The organism is Brooklawnia sp., assembly GCF_032229645.1.
Lineage (GTDB): Bacteria > Actinomycetota > Actinomycetes > Propionibacteriales > Propionibacteriaceae > Brooklawnia.
Window position 1 is genome coordinate 1 of the sequence record NZ_JAVTWX010000118.1, and the last position, 16,823, is coordinate 16,823.

Consider the following 16,823-nt stretch of genomic DNA (forward strand, 5'->3'; position numbering starts at 1 on the left):
CGGCTGGTCGACCTCCTCGACAAGGAGGCGTACGACCGGCTCAGCGCGTGATACGTCGACCATCTTCTCGTATCGCTGCTGAAGCGAAGCAACTCTGACGAGTGTTGCCATGACATCGTGCCCTCTCGTGGCACTCGCAGTGAGCATGTGGCGGAGAAGCTCATACGCGTTCGGTAGCTCAAGCGCAGCTTCAAGCGGCACGTCTTTCCAGCGGATCGTGGACTCGTCGCCGAGAGCGTCGAACTGGGCGATCTGAGTTTCAAGCTCGGCGTGGGGATCCCCCGGCCCGCTGAGCCTGCCTTCACACGCGAGCTTGGCGGCAGCCAGCGACCACCGGACCGGCCCGGAGGCCTTCAAGGTTCCGGTGAGGGAGCCGGCCCGCACCAGGAGCACGGCCGTCGCGAAGCGACGGACCTCGTCGTGCGCGAACTCCGGCTCGGCCCTGCGCAGGTTCGTCGGCGCCACTAGGAGGTCGGCCCGGAGGGCATCGAGCGCGGCAGGGTCCGGGCAAGGGTACGACCTGTCCGCCTTCGGCAGCCTGAGTTCTGCCTCTGCCATGGCCAGGAGAGCGTCGGTTCGTGCTGCCGATGAACTGCCGCCCGTCGCGCTTTGGCTGCTGCCAGGGGTTTCGGAACCCCCGCAGGCGGTCAGACCGATGCCGACACTCAGTGCGGCGACAGCGGCCAGGAAATTGCGGATTCTCATGACTGGTCCTCTCTTCATCGAGGGTTCCCGATTGGCTGGGGACGAGGATTCCGCCCTCGTCCGAAATCTTCGAAAAGGTTTGCGGTAATCAAAACACGCCGCACCCAGCACGTCAAGTGCGAGGCATTCCGTTGTTACCCACGCGTTGAGATCGCCAGCGGCGAGTCGGGTAGAGTCCTTCTAGGCGGAGTTTCAGTCCAGGGAGGTGAGCCATGTCAGAAACCGATGCGATTACTTTTCGGTCGACACGCCAGCCGACCTTGGTCGACGTCGCTCAACTGGCCCAAGTATCGATCTCTACCGCCTCGAAAGCTCTCAACGGCCGTAGCGATGTCAGCGCAAGAACCCGGCAACGAGTCGTCAACGCCGCGAACGAGCTGAGTTTCGTGCCAAACACCCTCGCGAAGTCGCTACTCACGGGACGTACCGGAACCGTCGGGCTGATCACCCACGACCTCGAAGGCCGTTTCTCGATCCCCCTGCTGATGGGCGCCGAGGACGCGTTCGGTATCAACAAGGTCTCGGTGCTGTTGTGCGACGCCCGGGGCGACTCGATCCGAGAGCGCTACCATCTCGGCGTCCTGATGGAAAGGCGTGTGGACGGGCTCATCATCGTGGGCGCACGCACCGACGCCCGACCGTCGCTGGGGCGAGGGATCCCGGTGCCGGTGGTGTACGCCTATGCACCATCGGACGACCCGGCGGACTGCTCGATCGTCTACGACAACGTTGCCGCAGGGCGACTGGCCGCTGATCACCTGATTGTCTCCGGACGCCGCCGGATCGCGATCATCGGCGGCGATCAGAGCTACGGCGCATCAGTTGAACGAGTCACCGGCGCTCTCGATCGGCTCAACCAGGAGGGTCTTGAGCCCGCGGGTGGACGAGCATATTTCGGCAGTTGGACAGAGGCCTGGGGCCGTGCCGCAATGCACACCGCACTTACTCAATATCCCGACATCGACGCGGTGATCTGCGGCAGCGATCAGATCGCCCGCGGCGCACTCGACACCCTGCACGATCTTGAACGATCGGTCCCCTCGTCGGTGGGCGTGGTTGGGCACGACAACTGGGAGATTCTCGCCGCAGGTGCTCGCCCTCCGCTGACCAGCATCGACATGAATCTTGAAAATCTCGGACGCATGGCCGCCCACCGCCTGGCAGAGGCCATGGACGGTAAGCAGTCACATGGGCTCGAACTCGTCGGCCCGCGGCTTGTTGTGCGCGGTTCGTCTGTCTCGTGACACCTTCGACGGACGCGAGACATCCCGCCGCCTGAGCCTCAATCAGCCTGAGCCTCACCGCCAGGACGCCTCATAAGACCAAACCGGCCGATCCGTCTCTCCCATCCGGAAAACGTGATCGGCCCGTCGCCATTGCGGGGGTCAGTTGAACTGCCGCACTCAGCTGTTGCGGCGACGATTCAGGTACCAAGTCGCGCCGACCGACGCTCCGGCCACAGCGACCGCCAACGCGATCGCCTGCACCTCAACACTGGCGGTACCAATAACGCCCACCAGCAGCAAAAGAGCAGCAACAGCGAGACCGACATCGAACCAACGAAGGGTCGTCATCTCGCTCGGCTTGGCCGTTCCGTACCGCTTCACAGCCCGCGACTCGCTAACCACCGACGCTTGCACCAACGTTGCCATTTCACAGCCCTTTCACAAGAAAACGCGGCCCCTTTCCTACGGGACCGCGTCGACTACGTATGGTCAGACCATACTCCGGAATGTAAGCGGAACAGCCTTTCGCAAGAGCTGCGCCGGCAACTGAGTTACCATCAATAGCATCGGCCCTAGCCAGCGCGTCAGCTGTCACGTTGCAGGCGATCGCAAGCACCAGTTGAACATCGCCTCGTGCTCGACAAGCATCCACTCTCGTCCGGGGCCATCGAGTCGGGCGTCGTTTATCGAACGACCGGTCGCCATGGACAGCAGATAGTCGTGGTCGCGCTCGAAACGCTCATGCACCTCGGTGATCCCACGGGCCACTGTGCCGTGTCCTGGAACCAGTGCCTCGCATTGATCGGCGAGCCGCGCGAGCTTACTGATCCCATCCCAGTAGTCATCGAGCGGGGCTGCCCCATTGAGATCGAGCAACGGCACCTCGTCGTCCGAACACATGTCTCCAGCGATCACCACGCCGTCGGCAGGCACCCGCAGCCCCAGATGCCCGGGCGCGTGCCCGTCATGGACGACGAACTCAACCTCCGGGCCATCCCAGCCGATTCGTCCGGCTACTGCCTCATCCGTCGCATCATCGCGCAACACGTAATCGGTCAACGGCAAGACACCGCCGAGCAGTGACAGCTCGCACTCCGGAACCTCCTCGGCCGCCTCGGCGCGAATCCCGCCCAGTCGACCGGTATCGGCGACCAATTCGCAGGCCCGCGCGGACGCCAGCCTGGGCGCTCGCCCGAGATCGGCGGCCCAGAGCAGATGATCCCAGTGCGGATGGGTGGAAACCGCCAGCGCGCAACCGCCGAACCGGTCGGCGAGCTGCGCAGCCAACGCCGCCAGCTCATCGCCATGAACTCCCGGATCAACCACCAAGGCCCCCGACGAACCAGTGACCACTACGGTGTTCATCCGGCAGAAGCGGCTGGTGGCGATCCAGCAATGCTCGCTGAGTTGTTCCATCGTCACATCGGATCAGACGGGAAAAGCTCATCCAGGACATCGGCCACGCCGCACTCGCTGCTCGGGGCAGTGACCTGATCAACAATCTCAAGCAACTCGCGGACGCCATCGGCCACGGCCACCGAATGCCCCGCCACTTTCATCATCGGGATGTCGTTGAAGTTGTCGCCGAACGCAACCACCTCGTCGAGCGGAACACCGATTGCCTCGCACAGCCCCCGCAGCGCGTGCCCCTTGTCCACCCCCTTGGCAGTGAACTCCATCAAGAAGTCCGCCGACAGCATGACCTCGGCCTCGTCCGCGAATTCGCTTTTCAGCCGCTCACACAATGGCTTGAGCAACGCATTCTCACCGCCGATCAGCAGCTTGGCCGGGACAAAGTCCAAGGCATCGAAATCGCCGACCAGGAGCGGCGCGAGATCGTTTGATTCGGCCTCGAAGCGCACCGCAAAATCCTCCGGCCGGTCGGTCCACAGCTGATCATGATGGTGAACCATGACCGCGGCCCCAGCCTCAGCGCAGATCCGGGCCGCCCGAGCAGCCAAATCGGGATCGAGTTGATGGGAGAACAAGACCTCATCGTCCCAAGCACGGACCGCCAGCGCCCCGTTCAGGGCAATCAGGTAGAGCCCGTCCAGACTGATCCCGTTGCGCCTCAGTTGTACTCGTAAGCCGTGGACGCTGCGCCCCGAGACGACCACCATCGCGACCCCGTCGGCCCGGATGCGATCCAGCGCTGCCTTGGTCCGTTCAGGAATCGTGTCGCCAAGCGGTACGAGTGTGTCGTCCCAGTCACTGGCAGCCATCGAATAACTCAAGCCCCTGTTCTCCTTCCACGAGCCTCATTGCCTCTCCCATCGTTGCAGATTATGTCGGTGCGAGCCTTTTGAGGACCACTCGACGCGCCAATTCATCGTCAGGCCCTAAGCTGTTGAGCGTGGACAGGCCCGCGAATGCCACCGCCTGACAAGGTGTCATCTCACTTAGGAGCGCAGAAATGACCGACCCCGCCCTCGACGCCGCGATAGCCAAGCTCACTGCCGACGGCGCTGCACCCTCGGTGATCGCGTCGTTCATCGATCGCTTCAACCGGCTAGCGAGCGGCGAGACCGGCTACGTGCACGAGGCCGATCTCGAACCGCTGACCGATCCGCCGATGCTGGCCGACCAAACTCTCGATGACGCGGCGATGCAGGCGCTTGCGCAGACCGCGGTGGTGCGGCTCAATGGCGGCCTTGGTACCTCCATGGGCCTTGCCGGCCCCAAATGCCTGATCCCGGTACGCGACGGCCTGACCTTCCTCGACATCGTGGTTCGCCAGATCTTAGCGCTGCGCGAAGCCCACGATGTCAGGCTCCCCCTGCTGCTGATGAACAGCTTTAACACGTCGGAAGCCTCCCTGAAAGCCCTCGAGCAATACCCGCAGCTGCCGGTCGGCGACCTGCCGTTGGAGTTCGTCCAAAGCCGCGAACCGAAGCTGCTGGACGATACCCGGATGCCTGCGGCGTGGCCCGCCAATCCCGATCTCGAATGGTGCCCGCCCGGCCATGGCGACTTCTATCCGTCGCTGTATGCCAGCGGCCTGATCACCAAGCTGCTGGACGAGGGCTTCCGCTACCTCTTCGTTGCGAACATCGACAATCTGGGCGCGGTACCCGATCCCCGGCTGGCGGGCTGGTTCGCGGCCAGCGGCGCCCCCTATGCGGCCGAAATCAGCGAGCGCACCGATATGGACCGCAAGGGCGGTCACCTGGCTCACCGCATCGCCGATGGACGCCTCGTGCTGCGTGACACCGCGCAGGTGAGCCCCGACGAGATGGACTCCTTCATCGACATCGTCAAGCACCCGTGGACGCACACCAACAATCTGTGGCTCGATCTGCGACAGGTCGCCGCCGTCTTGGACGCGAACGAGGGCATGCTCTCGCTGCCGCTGATCATCAACAAGAAGACCGTTGACCCGGCCGATGCGACCTCACCCGCAGTTGTTCAACTGGAAGGCGCGATGGGCGCGGCGGTCGAGGTCTTCGATGGTGCGCAGGCTATCGGGGTACCGCGCAGCCGCTTCTTGCCGGTCAAGGCGACCGCCGATCTGCTCATCTTGCGCAGCGACATCTACGAGTTCACCGACGACGCCCGGTTGATCGGACGCGCCAGCAGTCCTGTCGTCCGCCTCGATCCCGACTTTTTCAAGTTGATCGACGACTTCGAGGCCCGCTTCCCCGCCGGTCCCCCGTCGCTGGTCGAGGCGACATCGCTGCACGTCACCGGCGATTTCACCTTCGGCAAGGGAGTGGTCGTACGCGGCGATGCGGTGCTGTCCACCGACACTCCGCAGTCGATTCCGGACGGCACCGTCGTCGACTGACCCACCTCTCGGCGGTTGACAGCCCGCGGAACCAGACCTAGAATTCAAGCCGAAGACACAGTCTTCATCCAGGGTTGTTACTTTCGAGGCAAGACCTGAGACACTCCCGCGCAAACTCGCGCGGTGACGGTCTCAGGTCTTTTTTTGTCTTCTGACGGTTTTTCAAGGAGGAACGGATGGCTAAGCCTGATTTCCAGCAAGTGGCCGTACAGGTGCTGGACGGGGTCGGCGGCAAGGAGAACGTTGCCAGCGCCGCACACTGCATCACCCGGCTGCGGCTGAAGCTCAAGGACACCAGCAAGGCCGACAAGGCCAAGATCGAGGCGATCAACGGCGTGTTGTCGGTGGTGGAGGCCGGCGGGCAGTACCAGGTGGTCATCGGGGACGATGTGCCGGTGGTCTACGACCACTTCGTCCAGGCAACCGGCATCGCCGGGGGCGGCGAGGTCGCTGCCGACGACGACGCTCCCAAGGGCAGCCTGCTCACCCAGTTCATCGAACTCATCTCGAGTATCTTCCTGCCGATCTTGTGGCCGTTGGCAGGCATCGCATTGCTGAAGGCTTTCTTGTCGATGGCGGCCCAGTTTGCCTGGCTGGATGCCGCAGGCAGCACGTTTACAATCTTGAACGCCACCGCCGACGCCGTCTTCTACTTCCTGCCGCTTTTCCTGGCGATCACCGCAGCGAAGCGCTTCAAGGCCAACCAGTTCACCGCGATGGCAATCGCCGGGGCCCTGGTCTATCCCTCGATCGTCGCCCTTACCGGCGCCACCGAGCCGGTCACCTTCTTCGGCATCCCGGTCGTCATGATGAGCTACAGCTCGTCGGTCATCCCAATCGTCTTCGCGGTCTGGATTCAGGGCCACCTGGAAAGAGTGCTGACCAAGGCGCTGCCGGGGATGATCCGGAACTTCATGGTTCCGCTGATCACAGCACTGGTGATGGTTCCGCTCACTCTCATCGTTGTCGGCCCGATCACCACCATCGTCGCGGGTGGCATCTCGGCGGGCGTCCAGTTCCTCTTCGTCCATGCCCCGTGGGCAGCAGGCGCGGTCGTGGGCGGCCTGTGGCAGGTATTGGTGATCTTCGGTCTGCACTGGGGCATGGTGCCGGTGATGATCAACGACCTCGGCACCCTCGGATACTCGCTGCTGGCCGGGCCGATTCCGGCGGCGGTGCTTGCTCAGTCCGGCTCCGCCATCGCCGTTGCCATCCGCACCAAGTCGAAGACGCGCCGCGAAGTGGCACTGCCGGGCGCGGTTTCGGGCATCCTCGCCGGCGTTACCGAGCCGATCATCTACGGCGTGAACCTGCCCATGAAGCGGCCGTTCTACTTCGGTCTTGCCGGTGGCGCCATTGGCGGCATGATCTCGGCGATCGGCGGAGCCGCGTCCAGCACGTTCGTCATCCCCTCGTTGCTGGCACTGCCCGCCTATCTGGGCCAAGGCAGCTTCGTGATGCTGCTCATCGGTATCGCGGTCGGTATGGCGGTCGCCTTCCTGCTGACCCTGCTGTTCGGCGTGGACAGCAAGAACGATGCCGCCGATTCGATTAAGGCCGAAGCGGTCCTTGAGCCCGAAACCACCGTCGAAGCAGTAGCCCCGGTCCTCACCGGCGTGACCACCACCATCTCCAGCCCGGTCAACGGCGAACTCATCGCCCTGGCCGACGTACCGGACAAGGTCTTCGCCTCCGGCGTGCTCGGCACAGGTGTCGGGATTATCCCCTCGGACGGCCATTTCATCACGCCGGTCTCGGGCACCGTGGTCACGGTCTTCCCGACCGGCCACGCCTACGGCATCAAATCCGACACCGGCGTCGAAGTGCTCGTCCACATCGGCATCGACACCGTCTCGATGAAGGGCGATGGGTTCACCGCCGCCGTCACCAAGGGACAGCACGTCAACCTCGGCGACACCCTCGCCGAAGTCGACCTCGCCAAGATCACGGACGCCGGCTTCGATCCGACGACGATCATGGTCATCACGAACACGAAGGCTCTCGGCACTATCACGCCGGAGTCCGCCGGCCGGGTCGCCGCGAGCGACGCCGCACTGACGATCGAGGCCTGAGACTCATGCGCTATGACAGACTCTCCGCATTCCCCGACGGTTTCCTCTGGGGCGGATCGACCTCCGCCTATCAAGTCGAGGGCGCATGGGACGCCGATGGCAAAGGTCCTTCGGTGATCGACGTGAACGGCCACACCAAGCCGGGCATCGCCGACTTCACCGTCTGCTCCGACCATTACCATCACGTGACCGAGGACGTCGCACTCTTCGCCGAGATGGGGCTCAAGTCATATCGTTTCTCGATCGCTTGGACGCGGATCGTCCCCGACGGCGACGGCAAGATCAACCAGGCCGGCATCGACTTCTACCACCGGCTGATCGATGAGCTCCTCGCGCACGGCATCGAGCCGATCGTGACCATGTATCACTTCGACCTGCCCGCGGCGCTGGACGCGAAGGGCGGCTGGCAGAACCGGGAGACGGTTGCGGCATTCGACCGCTTCGCGAAGATCCTGTTCACCGAATACGGCTCGAAAGTCACCTACTGGTTGACGATCAACGAGCAGAACATGATGATTCTGGTCGGCGAGGCGATCGGCACGGTCAAACCGGGCAGCCCGAAGTCGGCGCTTTACCAAGCCAATCACCATATGATGCTGGCCCAGGCGAAGGCGATCCTGGCCTGCCACCAGATGCTGCCGGCCGCCAAGATCGGGCCCGCACCGAATATCGCCCTGACATATCCGGCGACCTGCGACCCGGAGGATGTGCTGGCTGCGGACGACGTCAACTCGATCCGTAACTGGTTCTATCTGGACGCGTCGGTCCGGGGCATCTACAACACGGTGGCCTGGCGCTATCTCGAAGAACTCGGGGCGACCCCGCAGCTCGAAGACGGCGATATGGACCTGCTCGCCGAAGCCAAGCCGGATTTCATCGCGTTCAATTACTACACGTCGATGACCGTGGCCAAGCCGCTGCCCAGCGATGAGCCGATCCCCGGAAGTTCGGATCAGCAACTCTTCTCAGGCGAGAAGGACGTCTTTCTGGGTGTGCGCAACGAGCATCTACCGCACACCGATTTCGGCTGGGAAATGGATCCGATAGGTTTCCGCAACACCTTCCGGGCCTTGTGGGATCGCTACCACCTGCCGCTGCTGGTCACCGAGAACGGATTGGGCGCCTACGACAGGCTGGAAAACGGTGCGGTGCACGATACGTACCGCATCAACTACCTGCGCGATCACATCGAACAGATTCGGCTCGCGATCAGCGACGGCGTCGAGGTGATGGGCTACAACCCGTGGTCGGCGATCGACCTTGTCTCCACACACCAGGGCGTGGCCAAGCGATACGGATTCATCTTCGTCAACCGCGACGAGGACGATCTGTTGGATCTGGCCCGCTACCGCAAAGACAGTTTCTACTGGTATCGCAACGCCATCGCCAGCAACGGCGCAGATCTCGGCTGATCCGCACGTCGTCCGGTGGACGCCTACCAGGAACGGGGAGCGTCCACTACGCTGAATTTAGTCATGACAAGGGAAGATCACATGGAGATCGTCAAGGTGCTGAACAACAATGTTGTTCTTGCCACCGATTCCGATGGTTCTCAAGTAATCCTCACCGGACGCGGACTCGGCTTCCAGAAGTCGGCCGGGCAGCGGGTGGATCCGGCCAAGATCGTGGAGGTCTTCACTCCCTCGACGCGCGAAGAATACGTGACTCTGCGCGATTTCCTCGTCAACATCTCGCCCGAATACATCGGCGTCGCCCGGATGATCGTGGACGCCGCCCAAGCCGAATGGCAGACGACCTTCCAGCAGGCACTTATCGTCGCGCTGGCAGATCACCTCGTCTTCGCCGTCAAACGCGCCGAGACCGGGACCGTCACCCCGCACCCGCTGAAGGGTGAAGTATCGCACCTGTTCCCCAACGAGTATCAGATGGCACGGCGCTCGATCGCGATGGCCCGCGAGGTCGGCCGGCTGCCGCTCAGTGACGAGGACGCCGTTGCCATCACCCTGCATTTCGTGAACGCCATAGCGTTCGCCACCAACGACCTGTCGCAGACCTTCGCGATGACCGAGGTCCTCTCACAGGTCTTCGAGGTTCTCGAATCGGCCTACGGACGCGAATTCCCCACCGACGACATCAACTCCGCCCGCTTCGTCACCCATCTTCGCTACTTCTTCTCGCGCGCGGCAAGCGGACAGCAACTAGCCGAGCAGCCGCGCGTTCAACGTGTCGGTCCTTGAGTCGTTCCCCGACGCAGCCCAGGCGGCACAGAAGGTGCGAGTGCTGCTGGAGATGCGGCTGGGCACCTCGCTCACCGACGACGAAGCCACCTACCTGATCTTGCACATAGCCCGGCTCACCGGAAAATGAGAAAGGACGCCAGATGACCACGACAGAACTGACCGGCCAACCGTTCCCCGAAGGATTCCTATGGGGTGGGGCGACCGCCGCGAATCAGTTTGAAGGAGCCTGGGACGCGGACGGCAAAGGCGCTTCGATCCAGGACGTGATGCCGCGCGGCATCTCCACCGGACCCACCGACGAACCAACGCTTGACAACCTGAAACTCGAAGGCATCGACTTCTACCACCGCTACTCCGACGACATCGCGCTGTTCGCCGAGATGGGCTTCAAGGTCTTCCGCTTCTCGATCGCCTGGAGTCGGATCTTCCCGAACGGTGACGAGCTCGAGCCAAATGAGGCCGGTCTGGCCTTCTACGACCGGGTGCTCGACGAATGCGAGAAGCACGGCATCGAGCCACTGGTCACCATCTCCCACTACGAGACCCCGCTGCATCTGGCCAAGACCTACGACGGCTGGACCAGCCGCGAACTGATCGGCTGCTACGAGCGTTACGCCCGTGTCCTGTTCGAGCGTTACGGCAAGCGCGTCAAATATTGGCTGACCTTCAACGAGATCAACTCTGTGCTACACGCCCCACTGATGTCCGGCGGTATCTGGACGCCGAAGGAGAAGTTGAGCAAGACGCAGCTCTATCAGGCGATCCACAACGAGCTGGTGGCTTCTGCGTCCGCCACGAAGATCGCCCGTGAGGTCGCTCCGGACGCGAAGATCGGCTGCATGATCTTGGCGATGCCGACCTACCCGCTCACCCCGGACCCGGCGGATGTGTGGGCGGCGAGGTATGCCGAGCACGAGAACTACGCCTTCGGTGACGTGCATGTGCGCGGCGCCTACCCCGGCTACTATCTGCGCAAGCTGCGCGACCAGGGCATCGAACTCGAGATCACCGACGCCGACCGCGAGGTGTTGAAGAACACCGTCGATTTCGTGTCCTTCAGCTACTACATGAGCGTCTGCGAGACAGCCGACCCGGCCAAGCGGATCGTGGGCGAAGGCAACATCATGGGCGGGGCGAAGAATCCGACCCTGCCGGTCTCGCAGTGGGGCTGGGCGCTTGATCCGGTGGGGCTTCGGATCGTGCTCAATGACTACTGGGAGCGCTGGCAGGTGCCGCTGTTCATCGTCGAGAATGGGCTGGGTGCCAAAGACGAACTGGTCGAGATCGACGGTGTCAAGACCGTGGACGACTCCTACCGCATCTCGTATCTGCGCGACCACCTGGAACAGGTGCGCGAGGCAATCGCCGACGGCGTCAACCTCCTCGGCTATACCTGGTGGGGCCCGATCGACTTGATCAGCGCGTCCACCGCGCAGTTGTCGAAGCGTTACGGCGTCATCTACGTCGACCGCAATGACGACGGCTCCGGAACGCTCGAGCGCTACCGCAAGAAGTCGTTCTTCGACTACCAGCAGATCATCAGGTCGAACGGCGCCAGCCTGTAGTCCGTCCCTCTCCCTGATCGTGTAGATGGCGGGCCCTTTCACCGGATTGTGTAGTTTGAGCGGCCACGACGGGCTCTCACGCTACACAATCCGGGGACGAAATGGCCTGACCACCAGGCCCGGGGCTGCCCGATCTGCGGCTACGCGCGGCTGACCTACCGGCTCAGAGCAGGGTGTCGATGGGCTGATGATCCATATCGTCGAAGCTCTTGTTCTCGCCGGCCATCGCCCAGATGAAGCTGTAGGCCTGGGTGCCGACACCGGAGTGGATCGACCAACTCGGCGAAATGATCGCCTCGTGGTTCGCCACGATCATGTGCCGGGTCTGGTTCGGGTCGCCGAGCAGGTGGACGACGCGAGCATCCTCGGGAACATCCAGGTAGAGGTAGCACTCGGTGCGCCGGTCGTGGGTATGCGCCGGCATGGTGTTCCACATGCTGCCCGAATGCAGTTGAGTCAGGCCCATCACGATCTGGCATGACTGAATGCCGTCGTCGTGGATGTAGCGGTTCAAAGTCCGCCGGTTCGCATGCTCCTGATCACCGAGCTCACGAATATCTCCGTGGCCCGGCAGCACCGACGCGGTCGGGTAGCTGGTGTGGGCAGGTGCGCTGAAGAAGTAGAAGAGCGCCCGCTCATCGCCCACCGAGGCGAAGCTGACATCGCGCACTCCGCGTCCGATATACAAGCAGCCGCCCTTTGGCAGCTCATGCCCATCTCCGTCGGTCGTGATGACTCCGGTGCCCTGGATGACGAAGACGCCCATCTCTCGGCCCTGAAGGAAGTAGTCGGCCCGCACCTCGTCGGGGGCCAGCAGCCAGAGCGGCTCGTCCAACGGCGCTGCCCCGCCGAGAATCACTCGGTCCTCATGACTGTGGACCAAGGTGATCTCGCCATCGACGAACAAGTCTGGGACGAGGAAGTTTGCCCGCAATTCCGCGGTGTTCATGCGCGCAGTCTCGGACTTGCTCACCGTGTGACGATTCTCCATGACTTAAGCCTTTCGTTGTTCTGCCCATGAGTCTCAGGTGCGCGCTCGCACCGGTGCCGCGTCGTCGATCGCCGGACCAGCGGACGGCGCCTGCCTGCGACGTTTCTCTAGACCCTAAGCTGGCAGCGAAGACGCCCGCCACCTTGTTGCCAAGATGCCTCAGACCGGCCCCGGGACTGGCCTGCTGTCAGACCCTCACGGGCATGGGTGGTGCCCCAGTCCAGCCCGATCAGATGCGCGGCCTCGTTGGCATTCGTCATACGAGCGGCCAACCCCGGCTTTGCGGACGCTTTTAAAGCCAGCTCCGACAAGATGGCTGGTCGATCCTGAACACAGACCGTAGGATTACTCTTCGGAGCATAACCACGAAACGTGGAGGAGGCGTGATGGCTGGACGAGACCCCGAAGATTTTGCGGCGGACGAGCGGCCTACCGCCGACGGCGCCGAGAAGCTGCCCCTCCTGAGCCTTTTGGGTCGCAGCAACTCCTCACCTGGGCAGACAAGCGGCGGATTCGTGGGGACCCTGATTGCCGGATCGACTGCGTTGGCCGTCGCCTTGATGGCGTTCACGATCGCTTTCGGGCGCGCACCCGTCGATAGCCCCGCAGCCGCGGCAACTGTCGAGGGCCATGCCGCGTTCCCCACAACGGTCTATGCTTCCCCAACGCCGACCGGCCCTCGCTGGACCCCCGAGCCGATCATCATGGGCGTCCCCCAGAAGGAAGCGCCGGCCGAGAGCCCCACAACTCAAGCGACGCCCTCGGCGTCAGACGATGATGAGACGGACGAACGGCACACCCCGGAGCCGGACGAGACCTGGCCAACCGAGACTGGGAGATCCCGCCGTTGAGCTTCGCGGTCACCGATCCGCTACTGCGGCGGCTCCGACTGCTCAGGACCGACCTGCTCAGACGCAGGCTTGACGGACTGCGATTCGCGAGCATCCGCAACGTGCTTGTCCGCCTTGTGGGAGGCGTCAGGAGCAGCCTCTCCGGCGTCTAACCCGGCCTCGAGACGGCGAGCCTCGGCGTAGCGGGCCTTGAACGTCTTGTTGGGCATCGCGATGCCCATGCCGAGTAACAGGCCTGCAACCAAACCGAGAAGCGCGCCGATCATGACCCAGTTACGAGGATTCGCGAATCCCGCGCTGCGATTGGCGACGGCAACAGCATGCAGCTGGTTGATCTGGACGATGTCGTACACCATCAGTGCCACGAAAGCGATACCAGCCACACTGCCGAGAACGAGCAGCAGGTTCTTCGAAAAGCGCATCATGCTGCTGACACTACCCCGGCCGGTGCTCACCGTGCCGAGGTAGTGTCAACCTAGTCATTCGATGATTCGGGTGCCGCAAACGATGAGCACACGCATGACGCGGCCCTGTTACAGCGGTTGTCTAGAGGCAGTCGCTTTCGATCCGTTCCAACGCTGCCGACCAGCGATCCAGCGCCCAGGTGCGCTCAATATCGGGGCCCAGGTTAGAGTGCTGAATCTCGATCTCGGTGGCTTCATCGCCAGCCGGTTTGAGATTCACCGCCACCAGGGACGGCGTCGTGGCCGCGTTGGAACGATACGAGAAGCGGATCTGTTCCAGCGGGTGGAAGCTGCGGATAACGCCTTCGCGTCCGCTATGAGAGTGCCAGGATTGTCCTTTGGCACCCAGTTTGGCGCCCGGCCCCAACAGCGCTTCGGCGCCATCATCGGTCATGAGCACGTCCCAAACGACCTTGACAGGTTGCTTTACCGTCCGGCTCACGACCACGGTCTTACCCTCGGTCTCGGCAGTGACCTCACTTGTCTGTTCCATGGGCTTCTCACTTCTTCGTTGAGTTGTGATGCCCCGAACGTCTTGGCTCGGGTTGGCTGTCACCTTAGTGCCCCGGGGGCCGCCATGGGTAGGTATTCGATGATTGCTCACAGCCGATCTTCAGCCGGCCGCGAAGCCCTCGGCGAGCGCCGATATGGGCTCACGCTCGGTTCATCGGCGAGCCAGAATCGCAATGGCCAATCGACGGCATGGCTGATGCCCGTGCGCGGCCCGACCATCACCGTGCGGCTAGGGCTATCCCCTGGTTCCAAGCTGAACTCCACGCCCAGCCGGGCGCCATCGTCCGCCAGATCCAGGCCGAGCACGGCACCGAGGTTGCCGGGGCCGCTGGCCAGCCGTGCCACGGGATGGTTGGCCGGCTCTTCGTCCCGGCCTCTCCGGTGCCTGGCGATCTCGACACCGGCGACCACCTCGCCGGCGCGTAACAGCACCGCCGAGGCCGACCCGGCCGGCGAGCAGACAATATTGGCCATCCGATGGACGCCGTAACTGAGGTAGACGTAGAGACAGCCCGGGGCCCGGAACATCGTGGCCGCCCGACCACGCGGCCCGCGGTAGGCATGCGAGGCCGGATCGTCAAGGCCCAGGTAGGCCTCGACCTCCGTCAAACGCAACGCGACCTCGCCGCGTCGCAGCACCCAACCCAACAGCAGCGGTGCCACCTCGTCTGCGCGGTGGGTGAGGTCAATCGGGCTTCTCATGGCGCCACGGTAGCCTGCACTATGTGAAGGCACGCAGTCTCACCCTCATCTCGGCTCTCGCACTCGCCGCAGCCCTCGTGCTGTCGTCGTGCGCGGTGCCGACGCCGACGCGCACCCCCTCCGGTTCTGCGTCCCCATCGCCATCGGTCAGTGCAACGCCAGTGTCGTCCGAGCACGATCTGCTCTCCCCCGGATTGGCGCAGCAGGTGGTGGCACAACTCGTCGAGGCCACCAACGGCAAGCCTGTCGTCCGGGTCGTGATCGCGAGAACCCAGGTGCGCCTGACGTACATCGACGACGGCGACCGCCCTCGTTCCATGGTCTGGCTGGGCGGAGTCATCACTCCTAGTGACGACGGTACCGACCTGGTGGCAGCGACCAGTTTCGACCCGAACTCCTTCAATCTGTCCGACGTGGCGCAACTCTTCGCGACCGCAGCCCAGATATCCGGATCCCACGACAAGCAAGAACTGCAAATAAACGAGTACGACCACAAGCGGATCCTGATGACGGTGACGACATCGCCCGAATCGTCCACGATCTTCTTCGATCGAGACGGCGCTCTGGTCCCGCGACTCAATCTGAGTCTGGAGAACGATCTCGCCGCCGGGCTCAACGACGTCTACGACACCAGGCTGTTCGTCGTGGAAGTCGGCGTGACCGTCGACAGCACCGACCCCATGACGAGCGCGAACCAGGCCTGGGCCGACGTGGTGACCACTCCCGGGGTGATCGAACGCCGTATCCGAACGGCCACGGTGCCGATGTTCGCCACGCAGCGACGCGAGACGCCGTCCACCCAGCAATTCGACCGCACAGCGATCAATCCGGAGGTGATCAGCCAGCTGATCAGGACTGCGCCGCTGCAACTTGAGCAGCCGGACGCGACCGTCATCTCCGTGACCGTCAGTCAGCCCCTCGGCGCCGATCAACCACGGATAACGATCGAGGCGGCCGGCTCCAGACTCGTGACCGATCTGGCAGGCACTAAGATCGACAATCCATAGGATCTCCACAATTGTCCACCATGGAATGATTGGCTCATGAGGATCGTAGGAGTGCTGGCGCCAGGCTCCAAGATCTCTGTCGATGCGGTCCTGGCCCACGGCGAAGACCCCCGGATGTTGCTGTGGCGGCGTGGTTTTCTAATGAGCCAGCCGTTGAGCACGTATCTGGACGACCAGGGCGTCGTCTTGACCGCGCAGGTCCGGCCGCGGACGAGCAGTTCTCGTCCGCCTCGAGTGCGGTCGCGTGGGTCGGATCCCAGCCTGGCAATCGCCCCTGACGAGCGGCCGGTACCGCATCAGCGAATCGCCGCCTACGCGATCGTCCGGTCGCGGTGGGGAGTGCTGGGCACCCAGTGTTCCGATCGGACGGCAATCCCCGGGCTCTGGCAGCTTCCCGGTGGTGGTCTGGAGCGAGACGAGACGCCCAGCGAAGGGGTCGTGCGGGAGATCATGGAGGAGAGTTCGCAGCGGGTCCGCATCCGGCGGCTGATAGACGTCCAATCCGATCACTGGATCGGCCGCTCACCGGCCGGAGTGCTGGAGGATTTCCAGGCACTGCGCATTATCTACACAGCGGTCTGCGTCGAGCCGACCGAGCCCGAGGTATTGGACGTCGGAGGCACCACGATGGCAGCCAGCTGGGTGCCGGTGCGCCGCTGGCGCTCGCTGCCGTGGACGTCCGGTGCGCGGTCGCTGCTCGATCGTCATCTGGATCAGGTCCCGCTGCGCTGAGGAGCGCGGC

The 16,823-nt window shown here is 63.4% G+C and carries 18 protein-coding genes; 10 read left to right on the forward strand and 8 right to left on the reverse strand.

Annotated features, from left to right (window positions below):
• Positions 1 to 558, reverse strand: a 558-nt coding sequence (locus AAFP05_RS08785; protein WP_341729483.1) for a hypothetical protein, incomplete at its 3' end; no start/stop codon positions are given.
• A gap of 359 nt (positions 559 to 917) precedes the next feature.
• Here AAFP05_RS08785 and AAFP05_RS08790 point away from each other — a divergent pair.
• A complete protein-coding gene (locus AAFP05_RS08790) occupies positions 918 to 1,949 on the forward strand; it encodes a LacI family DNA-binding transcriptional regulator (RefSeq protein WP_341729484.1) in 1,032 nt (343 codons plus the stop codon).
• 159 nt (positions 1,950 to 2,108) lie between these two features.
• On the opposite strand, the gene AAFP05_RS08795 is transcribed toward AAFP05_RS08790, so the two are convergent.
• From AAFP05_RS08795 to AAFP05_RS08805, 3 genes are all read right to left on the reverse strand, one after another.
• Positions 2,109 to 2,357, reverse strand: a complete 249-nt coding sequence (locus AAFP05_RS08795; RefSeq protein ID WP_341729485.1) for a hypothetical protein — start codon at positions 2,355 to 2,357, stop codon at positions 2,109 to 2,111.
• A gap of 165 nt (positions 2,358 to 2,522) precedes the next feature.
• Positions 2,523 to 3,347, reverse strand: a complete 825-nt coding sequence (locus AAFP05_RS08800) for an MBL fold metallo-hydrolase (RefSeq protein ID WP_341729486.1) — start codon at positions 3,345 to 3,347, stop codon at positions 2,523 to 2,525.
• A gap of 2 nt (positions 3,348 to 3,349) precedes the next feature.
• On the reverse strand, positions 3,350 to 4,165 hold the full coding sequence (locus AAFP05_RS08805) for an HAD family hydrolase (protein WP_341729487.1): 816 nt from the start codon (positions 4,163 to 4,165) through the stop codon (positions 3,350 to 3,352).
• A gap of 179 nt (positions 4,166 to 4,344) precedes the next feature.
• On the opposite strand from AAFP05_RS08805, the gene AAFP05_RS08810 reads away from it, so the two are divergent.
• The 6 genes from AAFP05_RS08810 (at position 4,345) to AAFP05_RS08835 (ending at position 11,553) form a co-directional block, all read left to right on the forward strand.
• On the forward strand, positions 4,345 to 5,715 hold the full coding sequence (locus AAFP05_RS08810; protein WP_341729488.1) for a UTP--glucose-1-phosphate uridylyltransferase: 1,371 nt from the start codon (positions 4,345 to 4,347) through the stop codon (positions 5,713 to 5,715).
• Between the two features lie 176 nt (positions 5,716 to 5,891).
• On the forward strand, positions 5,892 to 7,787 hold the full coding sequence (locus tag AAFP05_RS08815) for a beta-glucoside-specific PTS transporter subunit IIABC (RefSeq protein ID WP_341729489.1): 1,896 nt from the start codon (positions 5,892 to 5,894) through the stop codon (positions 7,785 to 7,787).
• A 5-nt stretch (positions 7,788 to 7,792) separates the two neighbouring features.
• Positions 7,793 to 9,199 (forward strand): glycoside hydrolase family 1 protein, encoded by a 1,407-nt coding sequence (locus AAFP05_RS08820; RefSeq protein ID WP_341729490.1) that lies wholly within the window; start codon positions 7,793 to 7,795, stop codon positions 9,197 to 9,199.
• 63 nt (positions 9,200 to 9,262) lie between these two features.
• Entirely contained in the window at positions 9,263 to 9,985 is a 723-nt protein-coding gene (locus AAFP05_RS08825) for a CAT RNA binding domain-containing protein (RefSeq protein WP_341729491.1), read from the forward strand.
• On the forward strand, positions 9,972 to 10,115 hold the full coding sequence (locus AAFP05_RS08830; protein ID WP_341729492.1) for a PRD domain-containing protein: 144 nt from the start codon (positions 9,972 to 9,974) through the stop codon (positions 10,113 to 10,115). Before AAFP05_RS08825 ends, AAFP05_RS08830 begins: the two co-directional genes overlap by 14 nt.
• Positions 10,116 to 10,128: 13 nt before the next feature.
• Entirely contained in the window at positions 10,129 to 11,553 is a 1,425-nt protein-coding gene (locus AAFP05_RS08835; protein ID WP_341729493.1) for a glycoside hydrolase family 1 protein, read from the forward strand.
• A gap of 163 nt (positions 11,554 to 11,716) precedes the next feature.
• Here the strand turns inward: AAFP05_RS08835 and kduI are convergent, their stop codons facing one another.
• A complete protein-coding gene (kduI, locus tag AAFP05_RS08840) occupies positions 11,717 to 12,544 on the reverse strand; it encodes a 5-dehydro-4-deoxy-D-glucuronate isomerase (RefSeq protein WP_341729494.1) in 828 nt (275 codons plus the stop codon).
• 386 nt (positions 12,545 to 12,930) lie between these two features.
• On the opposite strand from kduI, the gene AAFP05_RS08845 reads away from it, so the two are divergent.
• Complete coding sequence (locus AAFP05_RS08845; protein ID WP_341729495.1) at positions 12,931 to 13,395, forward strand: hypothetical protein; 465 nt, start codon at positions 12,931 to 12,933, stop codon at positions 13,393 to 13,395.
• A 20-nt stretch (positions 13,396 to 13,415) separates the two neighbouring features.
• Here AAFP05_RS08845 and AAFP05_RS08850 read toward each other — a convergent pair whose 3' ends face one another.
• The 3 genes from AAFP05_RS08850 to AAFP05_RS08860 form a co-directional block, all read right to left on the reverse strand.
• The gene (locus tag AAFP05_RS08850; RefSeq protein WP_341729496.1) at positions 13,416 to 13,820 is read right to left on the reverse strand and encodes a hypothetical protein; all 405 of its coding nucleotides are present in this window, start codon (positions 13,818 to 13,820) and stop codon (positions 13,416 to 13,418) included.
• Positions 13,821 to 13,941: 121 nt separating this feature from the next.
• The gene (locus AAFP05_RS08855; RefSeq protein ID WP_341729497.1) at positions 13,942 to 14,301 is read right to left on the reverse strand and encodes an SRPBCC domain-containing protein; all 360 of its coding nucleotides are present in this window, start codon (positions 14,299 to 14,301) and stop codon (positions 13,942 to 13,944) included.
• 158 nt (positions 14,302 to 14,459) lie between these two features.
• The gene (locus tag AAFP05_RS08860) at positions 14,460 to 15,074 is read right to left on the reverse strand and encodes a DNA-3-methyladenine glycosylase (RefSeq protein ID WP_341729498.1); all 615 of its coding nucleotides are present in this window, start codon (positions 15,072 to 15,074) and stop codon (positions 14,460 to 14,462) included.
• Between the two features lie 23 nt (positions 15,075 to 15,097).
• Here AAFP05_RS08860 and AAFP05_RS08865 point away from each other — a divergent pair, with 23 nt between their 5' ends.
• Positions 15,098 to 16,081, forward strand: coding sequence for a hypothetical protein (locus tag AAFP05_RS08865; protein WP_341729499.1), 984 nt, complete (start codon positions 15,098 to 15,100; stop codon positions 16,079 to 16,081).
• A gap of 114 nt (positions 16,082 to 16,195) precedes the next feature.
• On the forward strand, positions 16,196 to 16,813 hold the full coding sequence (locus AAFP05_RS08870) for an NUDIX domain-containing protein (protein WP_341729513.1): 618 nt from the start codon (positions 16,196 to 16,198) through the stop codon (positions 16,811 to 16,813).
• Positions 16,814 to 16,823 lie beyond the last annotated feature (10 nt).

Coding starts and splice junctions, on each gene's coding strand:
- AAFP05_RS08790 (WP_341729484.1), top strand. CDS start 918: ATGTCAGAAACCGATGCGATTACTTTTCGGTCGACACGCCAGCCGACC.
- AAFP05_RS08795 (WP_341729485.1), bottom strand. CDS start 2,357: ATGGCAACGTTGGTGCAAGCGTCGGTGGTTAGCGAGTCGCGGGCTGTG.
- AAFP05_RS08800 (WP_341729486.1), bottom strand. CDS start 3,347: ATGGAACAACTCAGCGAGCATTGCTGGATCGCCACCAGCCGCTTCTGC.
- AAFP05_RS08810 (WP_341729488.1), top strand. CDS start 4,345: ATGACCGACCCCGCCCTCGACGCCGCGATAGCCAAGCTCACTGCCGAC.
- AAFP05_RS08815 (WP_341729489.1), top strand. CDS start 5,892: ATGGCTAAGCCTGATTTCCAGCAAGTGGCCGTACAGGTGCTGGACGGG.
- AAFP05_RS08820 (WP_341729490.1), top strand. CDS start 7,793: ATGCGCTATGACAGACTCTCCGCATTCCCCGACGGTTTCCTCTGGGGC.
- AAFP05_RS08825 (WP_341729491.1), top strand. CDS start 9,263: ATGACAAGGGAAGATCACATGGAGATCGTCAAGGTGCTGAACAACAAT.
- AAFP05_RS08835 (WP_341729493.1), top strand. CDS start 10,129: ATGACCACGACAGAACTGACCGGCCAACCGTTCCCCGAAGGATTCCTA.
- kduI (WP_341729494.1), bottom strand. CDS start 12,544: ATGGAGAATCGTCACACGGTGAGCAAGTCCGAGACTGCGCGCATGAAC.
- AAFP05_RS08845 (WP_341729495.1), top strand. CDS start 12,931: ATGGCTGGACGAGACCCCGAAGATTTTGCGGCGGACGAGCGGCCTACC.
- AAFP05_RS08850 (WP_341729496.1), bottom strand. CDS start 13,820: ATGATGCGCTTTTCGAAGAACCTGCTGCTCGTTCTCGGCAGTGTGGCT.
- AAFP05_RS08860 (WP_341729498.1), bottom strand. CDS start 15,074: ATGAGAAGCCCGATTGACCTCACCCACCGCGCAGACGAGGTGGCACCG.
- AAFP05_RS08870 (WP_341729513.1), top strand. CDS start 16,196: ATGTTGCTGTGGCGGCGTGGTTTTCTAATGAGCCAGCCGTTGAGCACG.